19 protein-coding genes and 1 pseudogene are annotated in these 18,998 nt (G+C 70.4%); 2 read left to right on the top strand and 18 right to left on the bottom strand.

Annotated elements, in window-relative coordinates:
* Positions 1 to 19: 19 nt before the first annotated feature.
* Complete coding sequence (locus QE452_RS17650; protein ID WP_309660032.1) at positions 20 to 1,615, top strand: isocitrate lyase; 1,596 nt, start codon at positions 20 to 22, stop codon at positions 1,613 to 1,615.
* Positions 1,616 to 1,891: 276 nt separating this feature from the next.
* Here the strand turns inward: QE452_RS17650 and QE452_RS17645 are convergent, their stop codons facing one another.
* The 18 genes and pseudogenes from QE452_RS17645 to QE452_RS17560 all read right to left on the bottom strand — a co-directional run bounded on the left by QE452_RS17645 (position 1,892) and on the right by QE452_RS17560 (position 17,525).
* Positions 1,892 to 2,293, bottom strand: a complete 402-nt coding sequence (locus QE452_RS17645) for a flagellar protein FliS (protein WP_309660033.1) — start codon at positions 2,291 to 2,293, stop codon at positions 1,892 to 1,894.
* Positions 2,293 to 3,732 (bottom strand): flagellar filament capping protein FliD, encoded by a 1,440-nt coding sequence (gene fliD / locus QE452_RS17640; RefSeq protein ID WP_309660034.1) that lies wholly within the window; start codon positions 3,730 to 3,732, stop codon positions 2,293 to 2,295. Before fliD ends, QE452_RS17645 begins: the two co-directional genes overlap by 1 nt.
* A gap of 54 nt (positions 3,733 to 3,786) precedes the next feature.
* Positions 3,787 to 4,920: a flagellar type III secretion system protein FlhB gene (locus QE452_RS17635; protein ID WP_309660035.1), complete on the bottom strand. Its 1,134-nt coding sequence runs from the start codon at positions 4,918 to 4,920 to the stop codon at positions 3,787 to 3,789.
* A gap of 3 nt (positions 4,921 to 4,923) precedes the next feature.
* On the bottom strand, positions 4,924 to 5,697 hold the full coding sequence (fliR, locus tag QE452_RS17630) for a flagellar biosynthetic protein FliR (RefSeq protein WP_309660036.1): 774 nt from the start codon (positions 5,695 to 5,697) through the stop codon (positions 4,924 to 4,926).
* Between the two features lie 7 nt (positions 5,698 to 5,704).
* Positions 5,705 to 5,974 (bottom strand): flagellar biosynthesis protein FliQ, encoded by a 270-nt coding sequence (gene fliQ, locus QE452_RS17625; RefSeq protein ID WP_125993583.1) that lies wholly within the window; start codon positions 5,972 to 5,974, stop codon positions 5,705 to 5,707.
* 73 nt (positions 5,975 to 6,047) lie between these two features.
* Positions 6,048 to 6,852: pseudogene (fliP, locus tag QE452_RS17620) on the bottom strand (flagellar type III secretion system pore protein FliP).
* 83 nt (positions 6,853 to 6,935) lie between these two features.
* Entirely contained in the window at positions 6,936 to 7,190 is a 255-nt protein-coding gene (locus QE452_RS17615) for a flagellar biosynthetic protein FliO (RefSeq protein ID WP_309660038.1), read from the bottom strand.
* Between the two features lie 4 nt (positions 7,191 to 7,194).
* Positions 7,195 to 7,497, bottom strand: coding sequence for a flagellar motor switch protein FliN (gene fliN / locus QE452_RS17610; protein ID WP_125993587.1), 303 nt, complete (start codon positions 7,495 to 7,497; stop codon positions 7,195 to 7,197).
* Entirely contained in the window at positions 7,494 to 8,426 is a 933-nt protein-coding gene (locus QE452_RS17605; protein WP_309660039.1) for a flagellar motor switch protein FliM, read from the bottom strand. The genes fliN and QE452_RS17605 overlap by 4 nt, the downstream gene beginning before the upstream one ends.
* Before the next feature lie 3 nt (positions 8,427 to 8,429).
* Positions 8,430 to 9,089, bottom strand: a complete 660-nt coding sequence (gene fliL / locus QE452_RS17600; protein WP_309660040.1) for a flagellar basal body-associated FliL family protein — start codon at positions 9,087 to 9,089, stop codon at positions 8,430 to 8,432.
* Positions 9,090 to 9,103: 14 nt separating this feature from the next.
* Complete coding sequence (locus QE452_RS17595) at positions 9,104 to 10,645, bottom strand: flagellar hook-length control protein FliK (protein ID WP_309660041.1); 1,542 nt, start codon at positions 10,643 to 10,645, stop codon at positions 9,104 to 9,106.
* A gap of 24 nt (positions 10,646 to 10,669) precedes the next feature.
* Positions 10,670 to 11,098, bottom strand: a complete 429-nt coding sequence (locus tag QE452_RS17590; RefSeq protein ID WP_309660042.1) for a hypothetical protein — start codon at positions 11,096 to 11,098, stop codon at positions 10,670 to 10,672.
* Positions 11,098 to 12,417: a FliI/YscN family ATPase gene (locus QE452_RS17585; protein ID WP_309660043.1), complete on the bottom strand. Its 1,320-nt coding sequence runs from the start codon at positions 12,415 to 12,417 to the stop codon at positions 11,098 to 11,100. Before QE452_RS17585 ends, QE452_RS17590 begins: the two co-directional genes overlap by 1 nt.
* The gene (locus tag QE452_RS17580) at positions 12,411 to 13,136 is read right to left on the bottom strand and encodes a FliH/SctL family protein (RefSeq protein WP_309660044.1); all 726 of its coding nucleotides are present in this window, start codon (positions 13,134 to 13,136) and stop codon (positions 12,411 to 12,413) included. Before QE452_RS17580 ends, QE452_RS17585 begins: the two co-directional genes overlap by 7 nt.
* The gene (gene fliG, locus QE452_RS17575; RefSeq protein ID WP_277600151.1) at positions 13,129 to 14,133 is read right to left on the bottom strand and encodes a flagellar motor switch protein FliG; all 1,005 of its coding nucleotides are present in this window, start codon (positions 14,131 to 14,133) and stop codon (positions 13,129 to 13,131) included. Before fliG ends, QE452_RS17580 begins: the two co-directional genes overlap by 8 nt.
* Entirely contained in the window at positions 14,130 to 15,806 is a 1,677-nt protein-coding gene (gene fliF / locus QE452_RS17570) for a flagellar basal-body MS-ring/collar protein FliF (protein WP_309660045.1), read from the bottom strand. The genes fliG and fliF overlap by 4 nt, the downstream gene beginning before the upstream one ends.
* 4 nt (positions 15,807 to 15,810) lie before the next feature.
* A complete protein-coding gene (fliE, locus tag QE452_RS17565; protein WP_309660046.1) occupies positions 15,811 to 16,179 on the bottom strand; it encodes a flagellar hook-basal body complex protein FliE in 369 nt (122 codons plus the stop codon).
* A complete protein-coding gene (locus tag QE452_RS17560; RefSeq protein WP_309660047.1) occupies positions 16,176 to 17,525 on the bottom strand; it encodes a sigma-54 dependent transcriptional regulator in 1,350 nt (449 codons plus the stop codon). The genes fliE and QE452_RS17560 overlap by 4 nt, the downstream gene beginning before the upstream one ends.
* Positions 17,526 to 17,817: 292 nt before the next feature.
* On the opposite strand from QE452_RS17560, the gene QE452_RS17555 reads away from it, so the two are divergent.
* On the top strand, positions 17,818 to 18,648 hold the full coding sequence (locus QE452_RS17555) for a flagellin (RefSeq protein ID WP_309660048.1): 831 nt from the start codon (positions 17,818 to 17,820) through the stop codon (positions 18,646 to 18,648).
* Positions 18,649 to 18,998 lie beyond the last annotated feature (350 nt).

The raw sequence follows: 18,998 nt of genomic DNA, 5'->3' as shown, positions 1-18,998 counted from the left end.
TCACGACAGGATCGCATCGATGACCTACCAGGAACAGACCAGCCAGATCCGCCGCCTGGTCGACGCGCACCAGGGCAGCTGGGACGGCATCGACCCGGACGCGGTCGCCCGGATGCGCGCGCAGAACCGGTTCCGCACCGGCCTCGACATCGCGCGCCACACCGCCGCGATCCTGCGCCGCGACATGGCCGCCTATGACGCCGACCCGGCGCGCTACACCCAGTCGCTGGGCTGCTGGCACGGCTTTATCGGCCAGCAGAAGATCATCAGCATCAAGAAGCATTTCGGCAGCACGCAGGGCCGCTACCTCTATCTGTCGGGCTGGATGATCGCGGCGCTGCGCAGCCAGTTCGGCCCGCTGCCCGACCAGTCGATGCACGAGAAGACCAGCGTGCCCGCGCTGATCGAGGAACTCTACACCTTCCTCCGCCAGGCCGATGCGCGCGAGCTGGGCATGATGTTCCGCGACCTCGACACGGCGCGCGCCGCCGGCAACGCGATCGAGGCGCAGCGGCTGCTCCACGCGATCGACCATCACGAGACGCATGTCGTGCCGATCATCGCCGATATCGATGCCGGCTTCGGCAATGCCGAGGCGACCTATCTGCTCGCCCGCAAGATGATCGAGGCCGGCGCCTGCGCGCTCCAGATCGAGAACCAGGTCAGCGACGAGAAGCAATGCGGCCATCAGGACGGCAAGGTCACCGTCCCGCACGAGGACTTTCTAGCGAAGATCCGCGCCTGCCGCTACGCCTTCCTGGAGCTGGGCGTCGAGGATGGCGTCATCGTCGCGCGCACCGACTCGCTCGGCGCGGGGCTGACCAAGCAGATCGCCTATTCGCGCGCGGCCGGCGACCTGGGCGACCAGTATAACGCCTTCCTCGACTGCGAACCGGTGACGGACCTCTCCGCCTTGCGCGGCGATGTGGTGATCGAGCGGGACGGGCAGTTGATGCGGCCGAAGCGCCTCCCCTCCAACCTGTTCCAGTTCCGCGCCGGCACCGGCGAGGATCGCTGCGTGCTGGACTGCGTCACCGCGCTCCGGAACGGTGCGGACCTGTTGTGGATCGAGACGGAGAAGCCGCATATCGACCAGATCGCCGGCATGGTCGATCGCATCCGCGCGGTCGTGCCCGACGCCAAGCTGGTCTACAACAATTCCCCCAGCTTCAACTGGACGCTCAACTTCCGCCAGCAGGTTTATGACGCGTGGAGCGCGGCGGGGCGCGACGTATCCGCTTACGAGCGGGCGCGGCTGATGAGCGTTGACTATGACGACACCGCGCTGGCGCAGGAGGCGGATGAGCGGATCCGCACCTTCCAGCGCGACGCCTCGGCACGGGCGGGCATCTTCCACCACCTGATCACGCTGCCGACCTATCACACCGCGGCCTTGTCGACCGACCATCTGGCGCGCGACTATTTCGGCGAGGCGGGGATGCTGGGCTATGTCCGCGGCGTCCAGCGGGTCGAGATCCGCGAGGGCATCGCCTGCGTCCGACACCAGAACATGTCCGGCTCCGACATCGGCGACGACCACAAGGAATATTTCGCAGGCGAGGCGGCGCTGAAGGCCGGTGGCGTCCACAATACGATGAACCAGTTCGCGGCCTGAGCCCCGGCCTGCCACGAGCGCATCCCATACGCATTAGGCACCACACCGGCCTCCGCCGGTGTGGTGCCTAATGGGGGAATATTGACCCCTGAAAGGCCACGCTTTCGCGGAAATGGCGGGACAGGCTTGGAGAGGATGACATCGGATTGACTCAAACCGTCATTGCGAGCGCAGCGAAGCAATCCAGGGCGTCACGCGCGCGGGCATGGATTGCTTCGCTGCGCTCGCAATGACGATCCTCAGTCAAGATTGTCATCGGGCTCCAGCCGCGCCCTCTCACGCCGCCGAGATGCTGGCCCAGGCGGCGGCGATCTCGGCCATGCTGTCGGCGGTGGCGCGGAACGGCGTGGGGTCGTCGTCCAGCGCGGCATGGACGATCTGCGCGCGCGTGCCGGCATAGAGCCGCGCCAGCGTCTTCGACACCTCGCCGCCCTGGTCGAAGTCCAGCCCCGTCTCCAGGGCGAACAGGATCGCGGTGGCGCGGGTCACCCGGTCGCTCTTCACACGGTGCTGGCGATGCTCTGCCGCACAGGCCGCCGCACGCAGCGCCGCGACCAGTTCGGCATAGAGGAGCTGCACCAGCTTGGGTCCGGTCGCCGCCTGGGCGGTGCGGCCGGCGGCATCGATCTCGCGATACGTCGCCCAGGGATCGCGGAGCAGGGTGGAGGCATAGGCCATCAGTCGTTGCCCTTGGTCCACTGCGCGATCTGCTGCGTCATGAACGCCTGAGTCGCCTTGTACGCCGCGACGCGCGCGTCCATCGCCGCGAACTGGCTGGTGAGGCGCGTCGACAGTATCGTCGCCGCATCGTCCGCCTTGCTCTTGGCATCGGCCAGGTCGCTCTGCTGCTTGGTGTAGCGCGCGGTCGAGCCGTCAAGCCCCGCATTCTTGTCGGTCAGCTTGCCGACCACCGCCGACAGGGCCGCCGACAGGCCGCCGCCGCTCGCCCCGCTGCCATCGGCGAACAGCGCCTCGACCGCCGCCGGATCGGTCGCGATCGCCTTGTTGAAGGTGGCGGTGTTGAACGACAGCGTGCCGTCGCGATTGGTCGACACGCCGATATCGGCCAGCGTCTGCGCCCCGCCGCTGCCGACGGTCGCCAGCCGGGTGGTGGTCAGCGCGCCCAGCGCGCGCAACATCGTGGTCGCGGCGCTGTCGGTCTTCAGCACGCCGTCGGTGACGTTGGTCTCCTCGGCGATCACCGCCTTCACTTGATTGAAGGTGTCGACGAAATCCTGTGCCGCCTGCATCAGGCTGTTGGACGGGCTGGCGGTGCCGATCGTCACCGTGCCGACCGATTGCAGGTCGAGCCTCACCCCGTCGAACAGGTTGCTGATCGTGTTGCTGCTGCGCGTGAAGCGCGCGCCGTCGAGCATCACCACCGCATCCTGCGCGGTGGTGCCGACGGTGGTTCCCTGCGCGCCCGGCCCGACCGACAGGGTGGCGAGCGACACGCCGTCGCCGCCCGTGTCGCTGCCGGTGATCTCGAACGCCTGGGACGCGCCGGTCGCGCCCTTGATCGTCAGCCGCTGGCCGTTGCCGTCGCTGATGACGCTGGCGGACAGGCCGGTCTTGTCCTTGATCTGCGCGGCGATGTCGCCCAGCGTCGCGCCGGGCGCGATGCTGACCGCGACATTGCGGGTGGCCGACAGGCTGGTCTTGCCGTCCTGGTCCGTCACATAGCTGCCGATCGCCACCGACAGCGTGCCGGCGCGGAACCCGTCGGTCGCGCCGACCGGAGTGTTCGTGGTCGCGGCCTGCGCGGCGGCGAGCTGGGTGACGTCGATCTTCGCGCTGATCCCGGCGACCTTCGCCCCTGTCAGCCGGCTGACCACCGCGACGCCGGTATTGGAACTGGTCGGCTGGGTCGCGAGCGAGCCGCCCTTGACCAGCGAGCGCAGCGCCGAATCGAAACCGGTGATGCCGCTCTTCAGCTTGGCGAGACCGCTGATCTGCGCGGTCAGCGTGTCCTGGCGCGCGGTGAACTGGCTGGTCTTGGCGGCATATTGCGCATCGACCAGCGAGGCGACCAGCGCCTTCAGGTCGATGCCCGATCCCACGCCCAGCGCCTGGGTGATGGAGGAAGAGCCACTGGTCGCCGAGGTCGTACTGGTCATCACCCGTCCCTTGTCTGGCAGGGTAAACGGCCGGCGGGCCGCATCCTTTAGGATTTACTGCTTGGCGCCATTCTCGTCGAAGCGCGCGGTGTCGGGCACCTCGACCGGCGGCAACGGCGCGGCGCTGCCCCCGACCTTCGCGTTCAGCCCGAAGACGAAGGCGAGCACGGTCGCGATCGCCACATACAGGTCGTCGCGCACCTCCTGCCCCTCGCGGCTGGTGTAATAGACCGCGCGGGCCAGCGCCGGATATTCCAAGATCGGCACCGCCATCTCGCCGGCGATCTCGCGAATGGCGAGCGCGGTCGCGCCGCGCCCCTTGGCGACCACCACCGGCACCTGGTCCCGGCCCCGGTCGTAGCGCAACGCCACCGCGAAATGGGTCGGGTTGGTCAGCACGACATGCGCCTCCTGCACCGCCTTGCGCGCGCCGCCGGTCAGGATCGCCCGCTGGCGCGCGCGGATATGGCCCTTGGCCTCGGGCGAGCCTTCGCTTTCCTTATGCTCGTCCTTGATCTCCTGCTTCGACATGCGCAGCTTGCGCATCCGTTGCAGCCACTGGACCGGCACGTCGATGCCGGCGATCGCGACCATGCCCAGCGCCATCGCGACCAGGATGCCGGTGAAGGTGCCGCCGACCTCGTTCAGCGCCTGGGGCAGGCTGGACGAGGACAGGCCGAGCGTGGCCCGCGACGCCTTCCACAGCATCCAGCCGCCGATGCTGCCGAGCAGCACGACCTTGAGCAGCGACTTGGCCAGCTCGATCCAGCCCTGCATCCCGAAGATGCGCTTCACGCCCGAGGCGGGATTGATGCGGCTGGCCTTGGGCGCGAGCAGCCCGCCGTTGAAGCCGAAATGGCCGAGCATCGCGCCCGACACCAGGGCCGCCGCCAGGCTGATCGCCAGCAGCGAGCCGACCGGTGCCGCCAGCCGCCATCCCGCCTCCGCCAGGGGCCGCCAGGGCGCGAAATCCTCGACATCGCCGCGCCCGAACTGGAAGCTGGCGGCCATCACCGCCTTGCACGCCGCGAGCAGGGCGGGCCCCATGAACAGCACCCAGCCGACGCCCGCCAGCGTCACCACCGCCGCCGCCAGATCGCGCGAGCGCCAGACATTGCCGTCCTCGACCGCCTTGTCTTGGCGCTTCTGGGTCGGGGCCTCGGTCTTTTCGCCGAATTCGTCCGCCATGGCTCAGCCCAGCACCAGGGTCTGCACCGCGCCCAAGGACTCCTGCACGATCACCTGCATGTAATCGCCCATCGCCGGGAAGGCGATCGCCAGCGCCACCACGCCGACCGCGAGGCTGGCGGGCAGGCCGACCGAGAAGAGGTTGAGCGCCGGTGCGGCGCGGCTCATCATGCCGACGACCAGGTTGAGGCAGAGCAGCAGGAAGCCGACCGGCAGCGCCAGCAGCAGCCCCGCCAGAAAGGCATAGCCGCCGAAGAAGGCGATCGCCTTGAAACGGTCCGCGCCCAGCCACGCCTGGCCCGGCGGCAGCGCGGCATAGCTTTTGACCACCATGTCGACCAGCACCAGATGCCCGTCCATCGACAGGAACAGGAGCGTCAGCATGATGCTGAAGAACTGGCCCAGCGCCGGGCTGGACCGCCCGTTCTGCGGGTCGATCGACGAGGCGAAGCCGATCCCCATCGCGCCGCCGATCAGTTCGGAGGCGATGAGCGGCGCGGCGAAGGCGATCTGGAGGATGAAGCCCATCGCGAAGCCGACCAGCGCCTCGGCCGCGATCGACAGGAAGGTGGCGACCGCGAACACGCTGGGCGGCGGCGCGATGCTGTGCGTCGCCAGCACCAGCACCCCGACCGCGCCCGACAGGGAGACGCGGACCAGCAGCGGCAGGCTGACCGAGCCGAACACGGGCGCGGCCACGAACGCCGCGCCGATCCGCACCATCACGAACAGGAGCGCCCAGAGCTGCGGCTCGATCGAGAGGCCGAAGCCCAGCATCGCGACGCTACTTCACCAGGTCCGGGATGCGTTCGAACATCTGCACGGTGAAGTCGGACAGCAGGCCCAGGATCAGCCCGCCGAAGATCAGGATCGACAATGCCACCACGACCAGCTTCGGCACGAAGGTCAGCGTCTGCTCGTTGATCGAGGTCGCCGCCTGCACCATCCCCAGGATCAGCCCGGCGAGCAGCGCCGGCACCAGGATCGGCGCGGCCGCCAGCGCCAGCACCCACATGGTCTGGTTGGCGATGGTCAGGAAATAATCGGCGTCCATGTCCTTGGGTTCCGTTTCGAGAGGGTGGCCGTGTCGCGCCGATGCTCCGGTTCAGGCAGGAGCAGGGCGGCCCTCACGTCGCGAAGGAGTTGGCGAGGCTGCCCATGGTCAGCGCCCAGCCATCGACCAGCACGAACAGCAGCAGCTTGAACGGCAGCGAGATGATCGTCGGCGACAGCATCGCCATGCCCAGGCTCATCAGCACCGTCGCCACCACCAGGTCGATGACGATGAAGGGCAGGAAGATCAGGAAGCCGATCTGGAACGCCGTCTTCAACTCCGAGGTGACGAAGGCGGGCAGCAGCACCGCGAACGGAATGTCGTTGGGCGAGGCATAGGGGCCGGACTTGGCCATCTGCGCGAACATCGTCACGTCCTTGACCCGCGTCTGCTTGGTCATGAACTGGTGGAGCGGCGTGGCCGCCGTCTGGATCATCTGCGTCCCGGCCAGCTGCCCGGCGGCATAGGGCTGGATCGCCTGGGTGTTGATCTGGCTGATCGTCGGGGCCATCACGAACAGGCTGAGGAACAGCGACAGGCCGATCAGTACCTGGTTGGGCGGCGTCTGTTGCAGGCCCAGCGCCTGGCGCAGCACCGCCAGCACGATGATGATCCGCGTGAAGCTGGTCATCATCAGCAGGATGCCCGGCAGGATCGTCAGCAGCCCCATGATGATGAGGACCTGCAATGACAGGCTGAGCGGCGCGGACTGGCCCTGTTGCTGGCCGCCCAGCTGCCCCAGCGCGCGGTCGACCGCGTCGCCGACGCCCGGCACCCGGCGCGCCCGGCGCACCGACCGGGGGGGCGGCCTGGGCGAAGGCCGGCATCGCGACGATCAGCGCCACGACCAGCGCCAGCGCGATCCAGAGCAGCGTCATGCCCCGCGACCGGCGATCGGCGCGCGGCGTGCGACCGGCGCGGACCAGCGCGGGACCGACACCGCCGCGGGTGACGGAAATGCTCATGCGTCCACCTTGTCGACCAGCGACACGCCGCCACGCCCGACCGAGACGAGCAGCAGCCGCCCCTCGAACTCCACCACCGCCAGGCGCAGGCCCGGCGAGATCATCATCGTCTCCTTCACCGCGATCAGCCGCGTCGCCGGCCGGCCGGGCATCCGGCTTTCCAGCCGCCGCCACAGATAGAGGCAGCCGATCATCAGGCCGCAGACCAGCGGCAGGAGGATGACGAGCTTCAGGATGTAGGACCAGAGCATCGGATCAGCCCCGCAGCCCGCCGGCCTTGTCGGGCGAGACCAGCTCGGTCATCCGCACGCCGAACCGGTCGCCGACCGTCACCACCTCGCCCCGGCCGATCAACGTGCCGTTGACGAACACGTCGAGCAGCTCATTGGCTTGGCGGTCCAGCTCGATCACGCTGCCCTCGCCCAGCGCCAGCAATTCGCGCAACGACAAATGGGTCGAGCCGATCTCGACGGTCAGCTTGACGTCGACATCCTGGAGCAGCCGGAAATTGGCGGCGACCGCGGCGTCGACCGGGAATTGGCCGGTCATCTGGTTCATGGATTCAATCCTTCGGGAAGTGCCAGCGCGGTGAGACGGATGGCGGCATGGCCGTTCGAGACGCCGACGGTGCCGTGGCCCAGCCGGTCGTTGCCGACCATCACGGGCACGTCGGGGGCGATGCTGATCGGGATGACGTCGCCGGGCTTCAGATCCATCAGCAGTTGGAGCGAGACGACCGGTTCGGCCAGTACCGAACGGACCGGGAAGCGCACCGCCATGGCGGCGCGGGTCAGCTGCGTGCGCCACACCGGATCGGGCTCGGCCTTGTCCAGCACCTTACCGGTCAGGGTCGGCGCATGGGGCTTGAGCGGCGCGACCGGATAGAGCAGGTCGAGCGTCAGCGGCGACGGCCCCTCGGCATCGATCACGAAGCGGGTCAGGATCACCGCATCCTCGCCGTCCAGATCGGCCCCGGTCTCCGGCGCGCCGGCGGCGAAGGCCATGCGGGTCAGCGGTTCCCAGGCCTGGGCCAGCGGCGTCGCCAGCATCTCGGCGATACGGCGGCCCATGGCGAGCGCGGCGGGCGAGAATTCGGTCGGCAGCGTCGCGGGCGCGGCACCGGTGCCGCCGAAGAACTGGTCGAGCAGCTGGAGCAGCGCGCCGCCGTCCAACACCGCGAAGGCGCGCACCGACCCCGCATCCGCCGCGAAGGGCAGCCAGACCGCGAGCGCGTCGCCGCGTTCCGCCCGGTAATCGGCGAAGCGCTGCACCACCAGCGGCTCGGCCGCGCAGCGCAGTTCGCGGCGCAACAGCCGCTCCCAGACCGGACGCAGCCCACGCGCCAGCCGCGCCGACAGATGCTGGAGCGTGTGCAGGTCGCCAAAGGGATTGAGCGGGGCCGCCCCCAGCGTCGCCGCTTCCGCATCCGGCACGGGCGTGCGGCGGCGCGAGCGTTGATCGCTGGTTGGTGAAGCGGCGTTAACCATGTCTCACTGAACCACGAAACTGGTAAAATAAACGTTACTGACGCCGCCAAACCCCTCTTTTTGCTGCAAGGTTGCGTTAATCGCCTTGACCAGCCGGTCCTGGAGCTGGCGCTTGCCGGCGGTGGTGAACACCTGGTCCTCCGTCGTGTCGCCCAGCGCCATCAGGATCGCCGAACGGACCGCGATATCGTTGGTCTTGAGGTTCTGGACGACCTTGTCGTCATAGGGCGTCGACACCGCCACGCCGAGCTGGATGAAGTGCACCGAGTCCTGGAGGTTGGAGGTGAAATCCTTGTCCATGGCGTAGTAGGTGGAGGCATAGCGGTCGCCGCCATGGCCCTCGGGCGTGGGCATCCCCTCGCCGCCGGTCTTGGCCTCTGCCTCCCCCTCGCCGCCGCCGCCGCCGCCATGACCGCCGCCCTCGCCGCCTTCGCCACCCTCACCGGGGCGCTTCTGCTCGCTCTTGGGGACGAGATGCGGTTCGTCCTTGGCGGGCTTTTCGGCCGCTTCATGCTTGCCGCCGACCAGCCCGGACTGGGTGGCATAGACGCCCGCGCCGACCCCGCCGCCGACCAGCACCAGCAGCGCCGCCGCGCCGATGATCAGCTTCTTCTTGCCGCCCTTCTTCGCGGGGGCGGGAGCTTCGGTCTTGGTATCGCTCATATCGGGTCCTTCGGTCAGGCGAGACGCGCATCGTCATCGCCGTCGCGCGCCGATGCGGTTCGATGGGGGGAGGCCGGGCGCGGAGACGGCGCGGCCTGATGCTGGGATTGGGGCTGGGGCTGGCGCTGTCCGCTGCCGGCCTCCGCCTGGTTCTGGCCGACCGAGGTCTGGCCCAGTTTCAGCCCGCGCTGCTCGGCCGCTTCGGCGAGGCGGGGTTGCGCCTCCTGCAACAGGCTGCGCGTCTGCGCCTCGGCGGCGGTGAAATGGACATGGAGCGTCTCGCCCTCCTGGCGGACGCCGATGTCGATCGCGCCCAGCGCGTCGGGCACCAGCCGGATGCGCGTGTCGGCGGCATCGGCGGCATCGCGCAGCCGCTCGATATGCGCGACCATCGCCTGCGGCCAGCGCTCCTGCGTCAGGTCGAGCATCGACCGCTCGCCGCTGCTCGGCGGTGCCACGGCGACGACCGACGGGGTCGCGGCGGCCGGGGCGATCGCGGCGAGCGGATCGGTCGGGGCGGCCGGGTCGCGGTCCTTGCCGGCCGGCTGGGTCGCCGCCGTCACGGCGGCGGCGAACACCGGCGCGGCGGCCGGATCGGGTACGGCCGGCGGGACCGGCTGCGCCTGCGGCAGCGGCGCAGCGTGCTGATCGATGCGGTTCGGCATCACCGGGTGGGCGGCGTCGATCCCTCCCTCGGCTGGCAGGGGCGCGACCGGCGCAGCATCGGTCGCGACCGGCATCGGGGTCGCCGCCGCGAGCGGCACCGGACCCGCCAGTGCGACGACGGGGGCGGCCTGCGCCTGCCAGTTCGCCGGCAGCGCGACCGGGGCCAGCGGCAGCACCGGCGCGGCGGGCAGCGGCACCGTCTCGATCCGCACGCCGGCCCGTATCGCGTCCGCCACCATCGTCCGGGCCGCCATCACGACGGCGGCCGAGGGGGCGGCCGGCGCGGCGACGGCGGGCATGGCGGGAGCCGGCACGGCAGGCCACGCGATGGGCACGGCCGTTTCGATGTCGGGTGCCTGCGTCTTGGGCGACACCGGGGCCGTCGGGATCGGTGCCACCGACATGGCGGGCGCGGTCGGCACGGCCGGAACCTCACCCCGGACCGATACGACATCGGGAAGAGGCGTGGGCGAAACGGCATCGGGCGCCACGACCGGCGCCTGCGGCCCGACAGTGGAGATGGCCGGCAACGTCCAGCGCTCCGCCTTCGGCCCGGATCGATCGGTCGCCGACACGGGGGTCGCGACCGGCCCGGAGGCGGCGCTCGGCAGCGATGCCTTCTCCTCCGGCGCGACCGGCAGGGGGACGCCCGGCAACATGGCGGCGAGGAAGCGGAGGTCGTCGGTCGCCCCCTCCGGCAAATCGCTGCCGGGGGCGGCATCCTCCTGCCGTTCGCCGGGCATGGCGTCCCCTCCGGTCACGCCCGCCGGCGCGCCCCCCGCCTCGCCGCCCGGCAACAGGAAGGCGAGCAGGCCCGCGCCCGCCGCGACGGGGGCCGGGCGGCCGGCGGGATTTGGGACGTTAGTGGCAGGAGCGGCGATCTGGATCATGGAATTTCCCTGTTCGCCGCCCGATCAGCAAGGATCGTGCCGTTTCGCGAACAGGCCGGCGCGAAACACCGGCGCATCCTCCAGCGCGCGCATCGCTAGGCGATCCGCCTCGATCCGGGCGCGGTCGATCAGCTTCTCGACGGCGCTCTGGTCGCGCTTGGCGTCCTGGCTGGCGGCGGTGGCGGCGGCGGCGCGGGCCTCGGCCTGGGCGACGCGCTGCGCGGCGGCGGCGGCCGACTGGTGCAGCCGCTCGCGATAATGGGCGACGGCAGCGAAATGGGCGGAATCGTGCAACGCCTCAGTCGGCGCGACCGCGTCGACCAGCCCGGCGATCCGGCGGGTCAGCGCCTGCTGGTCCTCCAGCGCCGCCCGCTGGCGCGCTTCCTCGGCGCGGGCGAGCGTCAGCTGCATCGTCCGGACCCGGTGGATCCGCGCCAGCGTGTCGCGGTTCATCAGCCGTCGCCGAACACGCCGGTCAGTTCGGCGATGGCGGTATCCAGCGGCACGATCTCGTCATGATCCTGGCGCACATAGTCGGTGATCGCCGGATGATAGGCGATGGCCGCGTCGATCGCCGGATCGGCCCCGGCGCGATACGCCCCCATCAGGACCAGGTCGCGATTGGCCTCATAGGTCGCCAGATGGCGGCGCAGCACGCGCGCGGCCTGGAGGTGCGGGCGGCCGGTGATGTCGGTCATCACGCGGCTGACCGACGGCCCCAGGTCGATCGCCGGATAGACGCCGCGTTCGGCCAAGGCACGCGACAGCACGATATGCCCATCCAGGATCGAGCGCGCCGAATCGACCACCGGGTCGTTGCCGTCATCGCCATCCGCCAGCACCGTGTAGATGGCGGTGATCGAACCGGGCCCGTGCGCATCCTGCCCGGCCCGCTCGATCAGATTGGGCAGCATCGCGATGGCCGAGGGCGGGTAGCCGCGCGCCGAGGCCGGCTCGCCCAGCGCCAGCCCGATCTCGCGCCCGGCATGGGCCACGCGGGTCAGCGAATCCATGATGAGCAGCACCGTCTTGCCCTGCGCGCGGAACGCCTCGGCAATGGCATGGGTGCGCAGCGCGCCGCGGATGCGCAGCACCGGCGAATGGTTGGCGGGCACCGCGACCACCACCGACCGCGCCCGCGCCGCGCCCGCCACCTTGGTGTCGAGAAAGTCGGCGACTTCGCGGCTGCGCTCGCCGATCAGGCCGACGACGACGACATCGGCGCGCGCGGCGCGGACCATCATGCCGAGCAGCACCGACTTGCCGACGCCCGATCCGGCCATGATGCCGATCCGTTGGCCCTGCCCGATCGTCAGCAGGCCGTTGATCGCGCGCACGCCGACATCCAGCGGCTCCAGCACGCGTCCCCGATCCAGCGGCCCCTGCAGCTTGCCCGCCAGCGGCCAGCGTTCCGCGCCCCGGATCGGCCCCAGCCCGTCGATCGGCCGGCCCGCGCCATCGACCACCCGGCCGAGCAGCGCGTCGCCCACCTCTGCCTCGCCCGGCGCACCGATCGGGCGGACCGGCGCGCGGGGCAGCAGCGGCGCGGGGCCGCCCAGATTCATCAGGATGGTGCGGTCGCCGCGAAAGCCGATCACCTCCGCCTCGACCACGCCGCCCACTTCGCAGACGGTGCCAACCGGCACGGTGAGCCCCGTGGCCTCCATCAGCAGCCCGTCGCAGGACAGCAGCCGCCCGGCGACCTTGGGCACGGGGCGGAAATCGGCCTGGGCCAGGGTTTCCAGATAATCCGCGACGAAGCGGTTCAGCATGACGCGGCCTCGCGCACCGGCAGCGGCGCCCGGTCGATCGCGGCGGACAATTGCTCCAGCCACAGCGCCGGGCCATCCTCCACCACCGTCGAGGCACTCTCCAGCACGAAGCTGCCGCGCGCCAGTTGCGCGTCGCCGACCGCGAAGATCGTCGCGGGCAAGCGCCCGTCCAGCAGCGCGACATCGGCCGGATGGACGCGCAGCATCGCCGATTCCTGCGCATCGGCCAGCATCTCCGCCGCGACGCCGACGCGGGTGGCCAGCCGCTCCGCATCGATGCCCGCCTCGCCGACCAGCCGCGTGACCAGCGCCAGCACCGTCTGGCGGAGCTGCGTGGCGATCGCGTCGCGGTCGATCCGGGCGCCCAGCGCCCCCGCCACGCCGTCGATCAACGCCCGGTCGCGCGCCTGCTCGGCCTGCGCCGCCGCATGGGCGGTCGCCAGTCCCTCGGCGAAGCCGGCGGCATGGGCGGCCTCCAGCGGATCGATCTGGACCACCGGCTCGGCGCAGGGGTCGAGCATGTCCCAGCCGGCGGTCGGATTGACGCTCGGATCGGCGGGGCGGAAATGTTTCGGCCCGGTCGATTCCGCCGCATCGGTGCGCCGGTTCGCGCAGGGATCGACTGCGGCGAAGCCCATGGGCGGCGCGAAGGCGGCCTGGAGCGTCTCAGCCGCGACCGCGTGGCGGACCGCGAAACCCGCGACGAACCCCTCAGACATAATCGTCGTCGCCCCCGCCCATCTGGATCGTGCCGTCCTTGGCCAGCGTCCGCGCGACGGCGATCATCGCCTTCTGCGCCTCCAGCACCTCGGCCAGCTTCATCGGCCCGCGCGCTTCCATCTCGTCGCGGATGCCGTCGGCGGCACGCGCCGACATGCAGCCCAGGAAGCGGGTGCGGATATCCTCGTCCACGCCCTTCAGCGCCTTGACCAGGATCTCGCCATCGACGTTGCGGATCAGCGTGCCCAGATTCTTGTCGTCCATCTCCAGCAGATTGTCGAAGACGAACAGCGCCTCCTCGATCTGGCGGGCGACATCCTTGTCGATCTTGAACAGCTTGGGCATCAGCTTCTGCTCGGTGCCGCGCCGCGCGCCGGACAGGATCTTCGCCGCCTCGCGCGTGCCGCCCAGCGTCACCGTCTGCGGCGGGCCGCCGGTGCGCGCCGCCAGCATCGCCTTCAGCGTCTCGACCGCCTCGGGCGTGATCGGCCCCAGCTTGGCGATGCGGTGGAGGATGTCGGGCTGCGCCGCCTCGGGCAGCCGCTCCAGCACCTGCCCGCCGACCGCCGGGTCCAGATTGGCGATCAGCACCGCCGCGATCTGCGGATGCTCCTTCTCCACCATCGCCGCGATCTCGCTGGCGTCGAGCCAGTCGAGCAGCTCCAGCTCGCATACCGCCTCGGGCGGGGTGATGCGCTTCAGCACGCTTTCCGCCTTTTCGGGGCCGAGCGCGCGGGTCATCACCGCCTCGATCTGCGGCCGGGGGTCGAAGCTGATGCCGGTGCGCTCGCGCGCCTTGCCGACGAAATCGTCCAGCACCTCGGCCACCTCCGCCTCGGACACGTCGGCGACGTTGAACATCGCCGCGCCCAGCTGGCGCACCTCCTCCGGCTCCAGCTTCTGGAGGATGGCGGCGGCCTCCTCCTCGCCGACGATCATCATCAGCACCGCCGCGCGCTCAATGCCGGTATAGCTGCGGGTGGCGAGGCTGCTCACTGGCCGTCCGTCCGGATCATGTCGCGCACCGCCAGCGCCGCGCGCGCCGGATTGTCGCGGGTGAAGCCGCGCACCGCGCTGATCCGCTCGTCATAGCCGCGCGCCGTCTCCAGCTGGTCGAGGCTGACCGGCGGGCTGACCGCGATACCGTCCGCGCCCACGCCCGCCCCGCCCGTGCCGAGCGCCGGGGCGCTGCCGGGGACGGGCGCCTCGGCCTCATCCTTCTTCTTCATGAGCGCCTTGGCCAGCGGCCGGACACCGAGCAGCAGCACGAGCAGCGCGATGACGATCGCGGTGCCGTTGCGCGCCAGCACCGGCAACCAGGCATTGTCGTACCATTTGCTGGTGTCAACGGCGTCGCTGGCCCCGGCGAACTTGCGGCTGATGACGGTCACCTGATCCTGGCGATTGGCGTCGAAGCCGACCGCGCTCTTCACCAGGTCGGTGATCTGGTTGATCTCCATCGCCGTGCGCTTGCCGGTCGCCGGATCGCGCAGCAGCACCGCGACCGACAGCCGCTTGATCGAGCCCGGCGCGCCGCGCGTGACCGAGACCTCGCGGCCCAGGTCATAGGCGCGCTGGTAGCTATCCGACTGTTTCGCCGGATCGGGCGGAGCCGCGCCCGCCTGGGGCTGGGGCGAGCCGGACGCGCCGACCGCCGGAGTCGGCACCTGCAGGGTGGAGGCGGGGGGCGGCGTGTTGGACAGCGCGCCGGGGATGCCGCCGGGGGCGCCCGCGCCGCCCTGGTTGCCGGTCCACTGGCCCGTCTCGGCGCGCAGCGCGCCCTGTTTCTCGTAGCTTTCGCGCGTCGCCTGGGTCTCGTCCAGATTAACGTCGGCCTGCACCTCGGCGGAGAAATTGCCCGCGCCGAGCAGCGGGGTCAGCAACTGGGTGAGCTGCTGGCGGACCTTGTCCTCGACCCGGTTCTGCACGTCCAGCCGCTCGTCGCCCGCCTTGCCCAGCCCGTCGCGGCCGCCCGGCCGGGTCAGCAGCGCGCCCGCCTGGTCGACGATCGTCACCGCATCGGGCTTCATGCCGGGGACCGAGGAGGCGACGAGGTTGACGATCGAGCTGACCTGCGCGTCGCTCAGCGCGCGGCCGGCATTGAGCTTCACCACCACCGAGGCGGAAGGTTCGGCATGGTCGCGCACGAACACCGTCGCCTCCGGCATGGCCAGGTGCACGCGCGCCTCGGCCACCGCATCGATCTCCTGGATCGAGCGCGCCAGTTCGCTCTCGCGCGCCTGGCGCAACCGCTCGCCCTCCACCGCGCGGCTGACGCCCATCGGCAACTGGTCGAGGATCGCATAGCCGCCGGGCGCCGCCTTGGGCAGGTTCTGGCTGGCGAGCAGCATCCGCGCGCGGCTGTACTGGTCCTCGTTCACCGTCACCGCGCCGGTCGCGTCGTCGACATGCGCGCCGATATCCGCCTGTTGCAGCGAGGCCATGACCGCCGCCTTGTCGGCATCGGCCAGATTGGCGAACAGCGTCTTCTGCGGCGGCGTCGACAGCGACGCATAGGCCAGGCCGGCGGCGCCGATCAGGCCGACCAGCATCGCCATCGGCGCGGACCGGCGCACCGCCGGCTGGGCCATGACGCCCCGAATCTGGCGCAGCGGGTTGGCGAAGCGCTCCGGCACGGCGGGCGCGGTGGTGGTGAGGGCATTGCTCATCGGATCAGACCGGCATGCTCATGATGTCCTTGTAGGCGGACAGGATCTTGTTGCGGACCTGAAGCGTCGCCTCGAACCCGACCGAGGCGGTCTGGCGCGCCAGCATCACCTTGGCGATGTCGACCGTCTCGCCGCGCTCATAGGCCTCGGAGAGCTTGGTGGCCTGGTTCTGGCCGTCATTGACGCTCTTCAGCGCGGTGTCGAACGTGTCGGCGAAGCTGCCGACCCCGCCGGCCGGATTGGTCGCGACGGGCGCGCTGCCTTGCGCCGAGGCCGCCTTGGCCAGCGCCTGGTTGCGCTCCAGGATCTGCGCGCGCAGCGCCAGGACGCGGTCGATCCCGTTCGCGCCGCCGATGCCCCCGACGCCGCTCACGATGCCACCGCCTGGGCCACCGCCTGGGCCACCGCCCGGGAGAGGTCCTCACCCTGCTCGCGCGCCTTGGCGAGGCGGTAGCGCAAGGTGCGTTCCGAAATGCCCAGCCGCCGCGCGGTCTCGATCCGGCTGCCGCCGCATGCCGCCAGCGTCTCGCGGATCGCCTGGAATTCGCTCATCTGCACGACATTCCCCAAGGTCGCGGGGCCCGGGGTCGCGGAGCCCGGGGTCGCGGGCGCGGCCGGGACAACGCCACCGATCGGCACCACGTTGGTCGCCGCCGCGCTCGGCGTGAAGCGCATCGTGATCGGCCGGTCGAAGACGATATGCGCCGCCTCGATCGTGTCGCCGCCGGCGAACAGCAGCGCGCGCTGCACGACATTCTCCAGCTCGCGGACATTGCCCGGCCAGTCATGGCGCATCAGCAGGTCGACCGCCTCCACGGTCGGCCAGGGCACGACCGCGCGCGTGCCGGCATGACGCAGCACCATCGTCGCGACCAGCGCCGGAATATCCTGCGGCCGGTCGGCGAGCGCGCGCGTCGTCAGCGGGAAGACGGCGAGACGATAGTAGAGATCGGCGCGGAACCGGCCCGCCGCCACCTCGGCCTGCAGGTCGCGATTGGCGCAGGCGACGACGCGCACGTCGATCGGCTGCGGCACGCTGGCGCCGATCGGCACCACCTCCCGCTCCTGCAGCACGCGCAGCAGCTTGGCCTGGAGCGACAGCGGCATCTCGGCGATCTCGTCGAGCAGGATGGTGCCGCCCTCCGCCGCGCGGAAAAAGCCCTCGCCGCCCGACGATGCGCCGGTGAACGCGCCCTTCTGATGGCCGAACAGCAGCGCTTCCAGCATCGATTCGGGCAATGCGGCGCAGTTGATCGCGATGAACGGCTTGGCGGCGCGGGCGGAGGCGGCGTGGATGGCGCGCGCCAGCACTTCCTTGCCGGTGCCGGTCGGACCGTTGATCAGCACGGTGATGTCGGCCTGCGCCACCCGCTCGGCCAGCGCGAACAGCGCCAGCGTTTCGGGATCGGCGGCGGTCGGCATGTCGGGACCGCCGGCCAGCGCACGGACGAAGCCATGGCCGACCGCCGTGTCGGCCGGTCCGTAGGAGATGCGATGCGGCGACCCGTCGCGCCCCGGTGCGATTCGCCGCCCCTGGTCGCCGACGATCAGCGTGCGGGCCGGGATCGGGGCGGGTTCGCCCTCGGCGACCAGGAACAGGTCGCGCGGGCCGGGCTGGCCCGCCTCGAAACTGCCGATGCCGAGCCCTTGGGCGCGCAGCGACGAGACCAGCGCGTAGCGCTGGTTCGCGATGGTCGCCGACGGAAAGATTGATCGCATGTATGCCCCCAATTGCTCGTGCGGCAAGTTTTGCCGGATTTGGGTAAACACACTCTTAAACCCCCAGAATGAGGGCAGTTTTCTACCGCGCCCGTGTGCACGTAGAGGGAAATACCCCGTGTCGGTGCGCGCGACCCGATCTTTTCGGCGATCGGGACCGGTCGAATCCGGCGCGAATCGGAACCCGTGATTTTTTCCGCTTAAGCCCCGCCCCGCCCGGCCGTTCCTTGCTGCGACGGCTCGGCCCTCCGCTCTGGGGGCGGCGGGGAAGCCGTGCAGACGGAGACACATCATGACCGTAATCGCCACCAACACCGCCGCGCTGCGCGCTGCCAATGCCTCGATGAGCGCGTCGACCTCACTGTCGACCTCGATGGAGCGCCTGTCGACCGGCAAGCGAATCAACTCCGCCAAGGACGACGCCGCCGGCCTCGCCATCTCGCAGACCATGACCTCGTCGATCCGCGGCATGAGCCAGGCGATCCGCAACGCCAATGACGGCATCAGCTACGCCCAGACGGCGGAAGGCGCGCTGGGCGAAGTCACCAACATGCTGCAGCGCGTCCGCGAACTGTCGGTCCAGTCGGCCTCGGGCACCTATACGGACGGTGACCGCACCAACCTGAACGCCGAAGTCTCGCAGCTCAAGGACCAGATCACCAACGTGCTGGCGACGACCGAGTTCAACGGCAAGCGTGTCTTCAACGGCAATGCGACCGGCGGCACCTACACCGCCGCGGCCGGCACCACCAAGATCCAGGTCGGCGCGCAGAATGGCGACACGGTCGAGCTGGCCTTCACCGCGCTGTCCGACCTCGCCTCGGCCGACGTGACCACCGACGCCAACGCCAACACGACGCTCGGCACGGTCGACACGATGCTGAAGGACGTCGCCACCACCCGCGCGACGCTGGGCGCGGCACAGAACCGCCTCGCCTCGGTGGTCAACAACCTGACCAGCAACGTCACCAACCTGTCCGACGCGCGCAGCCGCATCGAGGACACCGACTTCTCGGCGGAGACGACCGCCCTCGCCAAGGCGCAGATCCTCAGCCAGGCCTCGACCGCGATGCTCGCCCAGGCGAACCAGTCGCAGCAGTCGGTGCTGAAGCTGCTCCAGTAATCCGGGCTTCGGCGCCGGCCCCGGCCCCCGATCGCGGGTGCCGGCTTCGAGACGGGCGGCCCTTCCCTCCTGAAGGGTCGCCTCACGGGCCCCGGTGGTTCACGCCGCCGGGGCCTTCGGCTGTCTGGAGCAGGGTGTCGGAGCCACTGGCTCCAGAACGCACCCTATCCTCCCGGCGGAAGTGGAACCTTCGCAAAGGTCAGGCAGGCTCGTGCTCCTGCGAACGCAGGAGCCCAGGGTCAAGCCAAACTACGCCTTATGGGCCCCTGCGTCCGCAGGACCATGGTAGCGACCCGGCATCGCTGCGGGGTGGAGGCCAAGGACAGGAGCGCTCCCTCCCGCAGCGACGC

It is taken from the genome of Sphingomonas sp. SORGH_AS_0438, from assembly GCF_031453475.1.
Lineage (GTDB): Bacteria > Pseudomonadota > Alphaproteobacteria > Sphingomonadales > Sphingomonadaceae > Sphingomonas.
This window is presented reverse-complemented; position numbering and strand designations above follow the sequence as displayed.

What these genes read in the sequence shown, in the direction of transcription:
- QE452_RS17650 (WP_309660032.1), top strand. Translation starts at nt 20, where the DNA reads ATGACCTACCAGGAACAGACCAGCCAGATCCGCCGCCTGGTCGACGCG.
- QE452_RS17645 (WP_309660033.1), bottom strand. Translation starts at nt 2,293, where the DNA reads ATGGCCTATGCCTCCACCCTGCTCCGCGATCCCTGGGCGACGTATCGC.
- fliD (WP_309660034.1), bottom strand. Translation starts at nt 3,732, where the DNA reads ATGACCAGTACGACCTCGGCGACCAGTGGCTCTTCCTCCATCACCCAG.
- QE452_RS17635 (WP_309660035.1), bottom strand. Translation starts at nt 4,920, where the DNA reads ATGGCGGACGAATTCGGCGAAAAGACCGAGGCCCCGACCCAGAAGCGC.
- fliR (WP_309660036.1), bottom strand. Translation starts at nt 5,697, where the DNA reads ATGCTGGGCTTCGGCCTCTCGATCGAGCCGCAGCTCTGGGCGCTCCTG.
- fliQ (WP_125993583.1), bottom strand. Translation starts at nt 5,974, where the DNA reads ATGGACGCCGATTATTTCCTGACCATCGCCAACCAGACCATGTGGGTG.
- QE452_RS17615 (WP_309660038.1), bottom strand. Translation starts at nt 7,190, where the DNA reads ATGCTCTGGTCCTACATCCTGAAGCTCGTCATCCTCCTGCCGCTGGTC.
- fliN (WP_125993587.1), bottom strand. Translation starts at nt 7,497, where the DNA reads ATGAACCAGATGACCGGCCAATTCCCGGTCGACGCCGCGGTCGCCGCC.
- QE452_RS17605 (WP_309660039.1), bottom strand. Translation starts at nt 8,426, where the DNA reads ATGGTTAACGCCGCTTCACCAACCAGCGATCAACGCTCGCGCCGCCGC.
- fliL (WP_309660040.1), bottom strand. Translation starts at nt 9,089, where the DNA reads ATGAGCGATACCAAGACCGAAGCTCCCGCCCCCGCGAAGAAGGGCGGC.
- QE452_RS17595 (WP_309660041.1), bottom strand. Translation starts at nt 10,645, where the DNA reads ATGATCCAGATCGCCGCTCCTGCCACTAACGTCCCAAATCCCGCCGGC.
- QE452_RS17590 (WP_309660042.1), bottom strand. Translation starts at nt 11,098, where the DNA reads ATGAACCGCGACACGCTGGCGCGGATCCACCGGGTCCGGACGATGCAG.
- QE452_RS17585 (WP_309660043.1), bottom strand. Translation starts at nt 12,417, where the DNA reads ATGCTGAACCGCTTCGTCGCGGATTATCTGGAAACCCTGGCCCAGGCC.
- QE452_RS17580 (WP_309660044.1), bottom strand. Translation starts at nt 13,136, where the DNA reads ATGTCTGAGGGGTTCGTCGCGGGTTTCGCGGTCCGCCACGCGGTCGCG.
- fliF (WP_309660045.1), bottom strand. Translation starts at nt 15,806, where the DNA reads ATGAGCAATGCCCTCACCACCACCGCGCCCGCCGTGCCGGAGCGCTTC.
- QE452_RS17560 (WP_309660047.1), bottom strand. Translation starts at nt 17,525, where the DNA reads ATGCGATCAATCTTTCCGTCGGCGACCATCGCGAACCAGCGCTACGCG.
- QE452_RS17555 (WP_309660048.1), top strand. Translation starts at nt 17,818, where the DNA reads ATGACCGTAATCGCCACCAACACCGCCGCGCTGCGCGCTGCCAATGCC.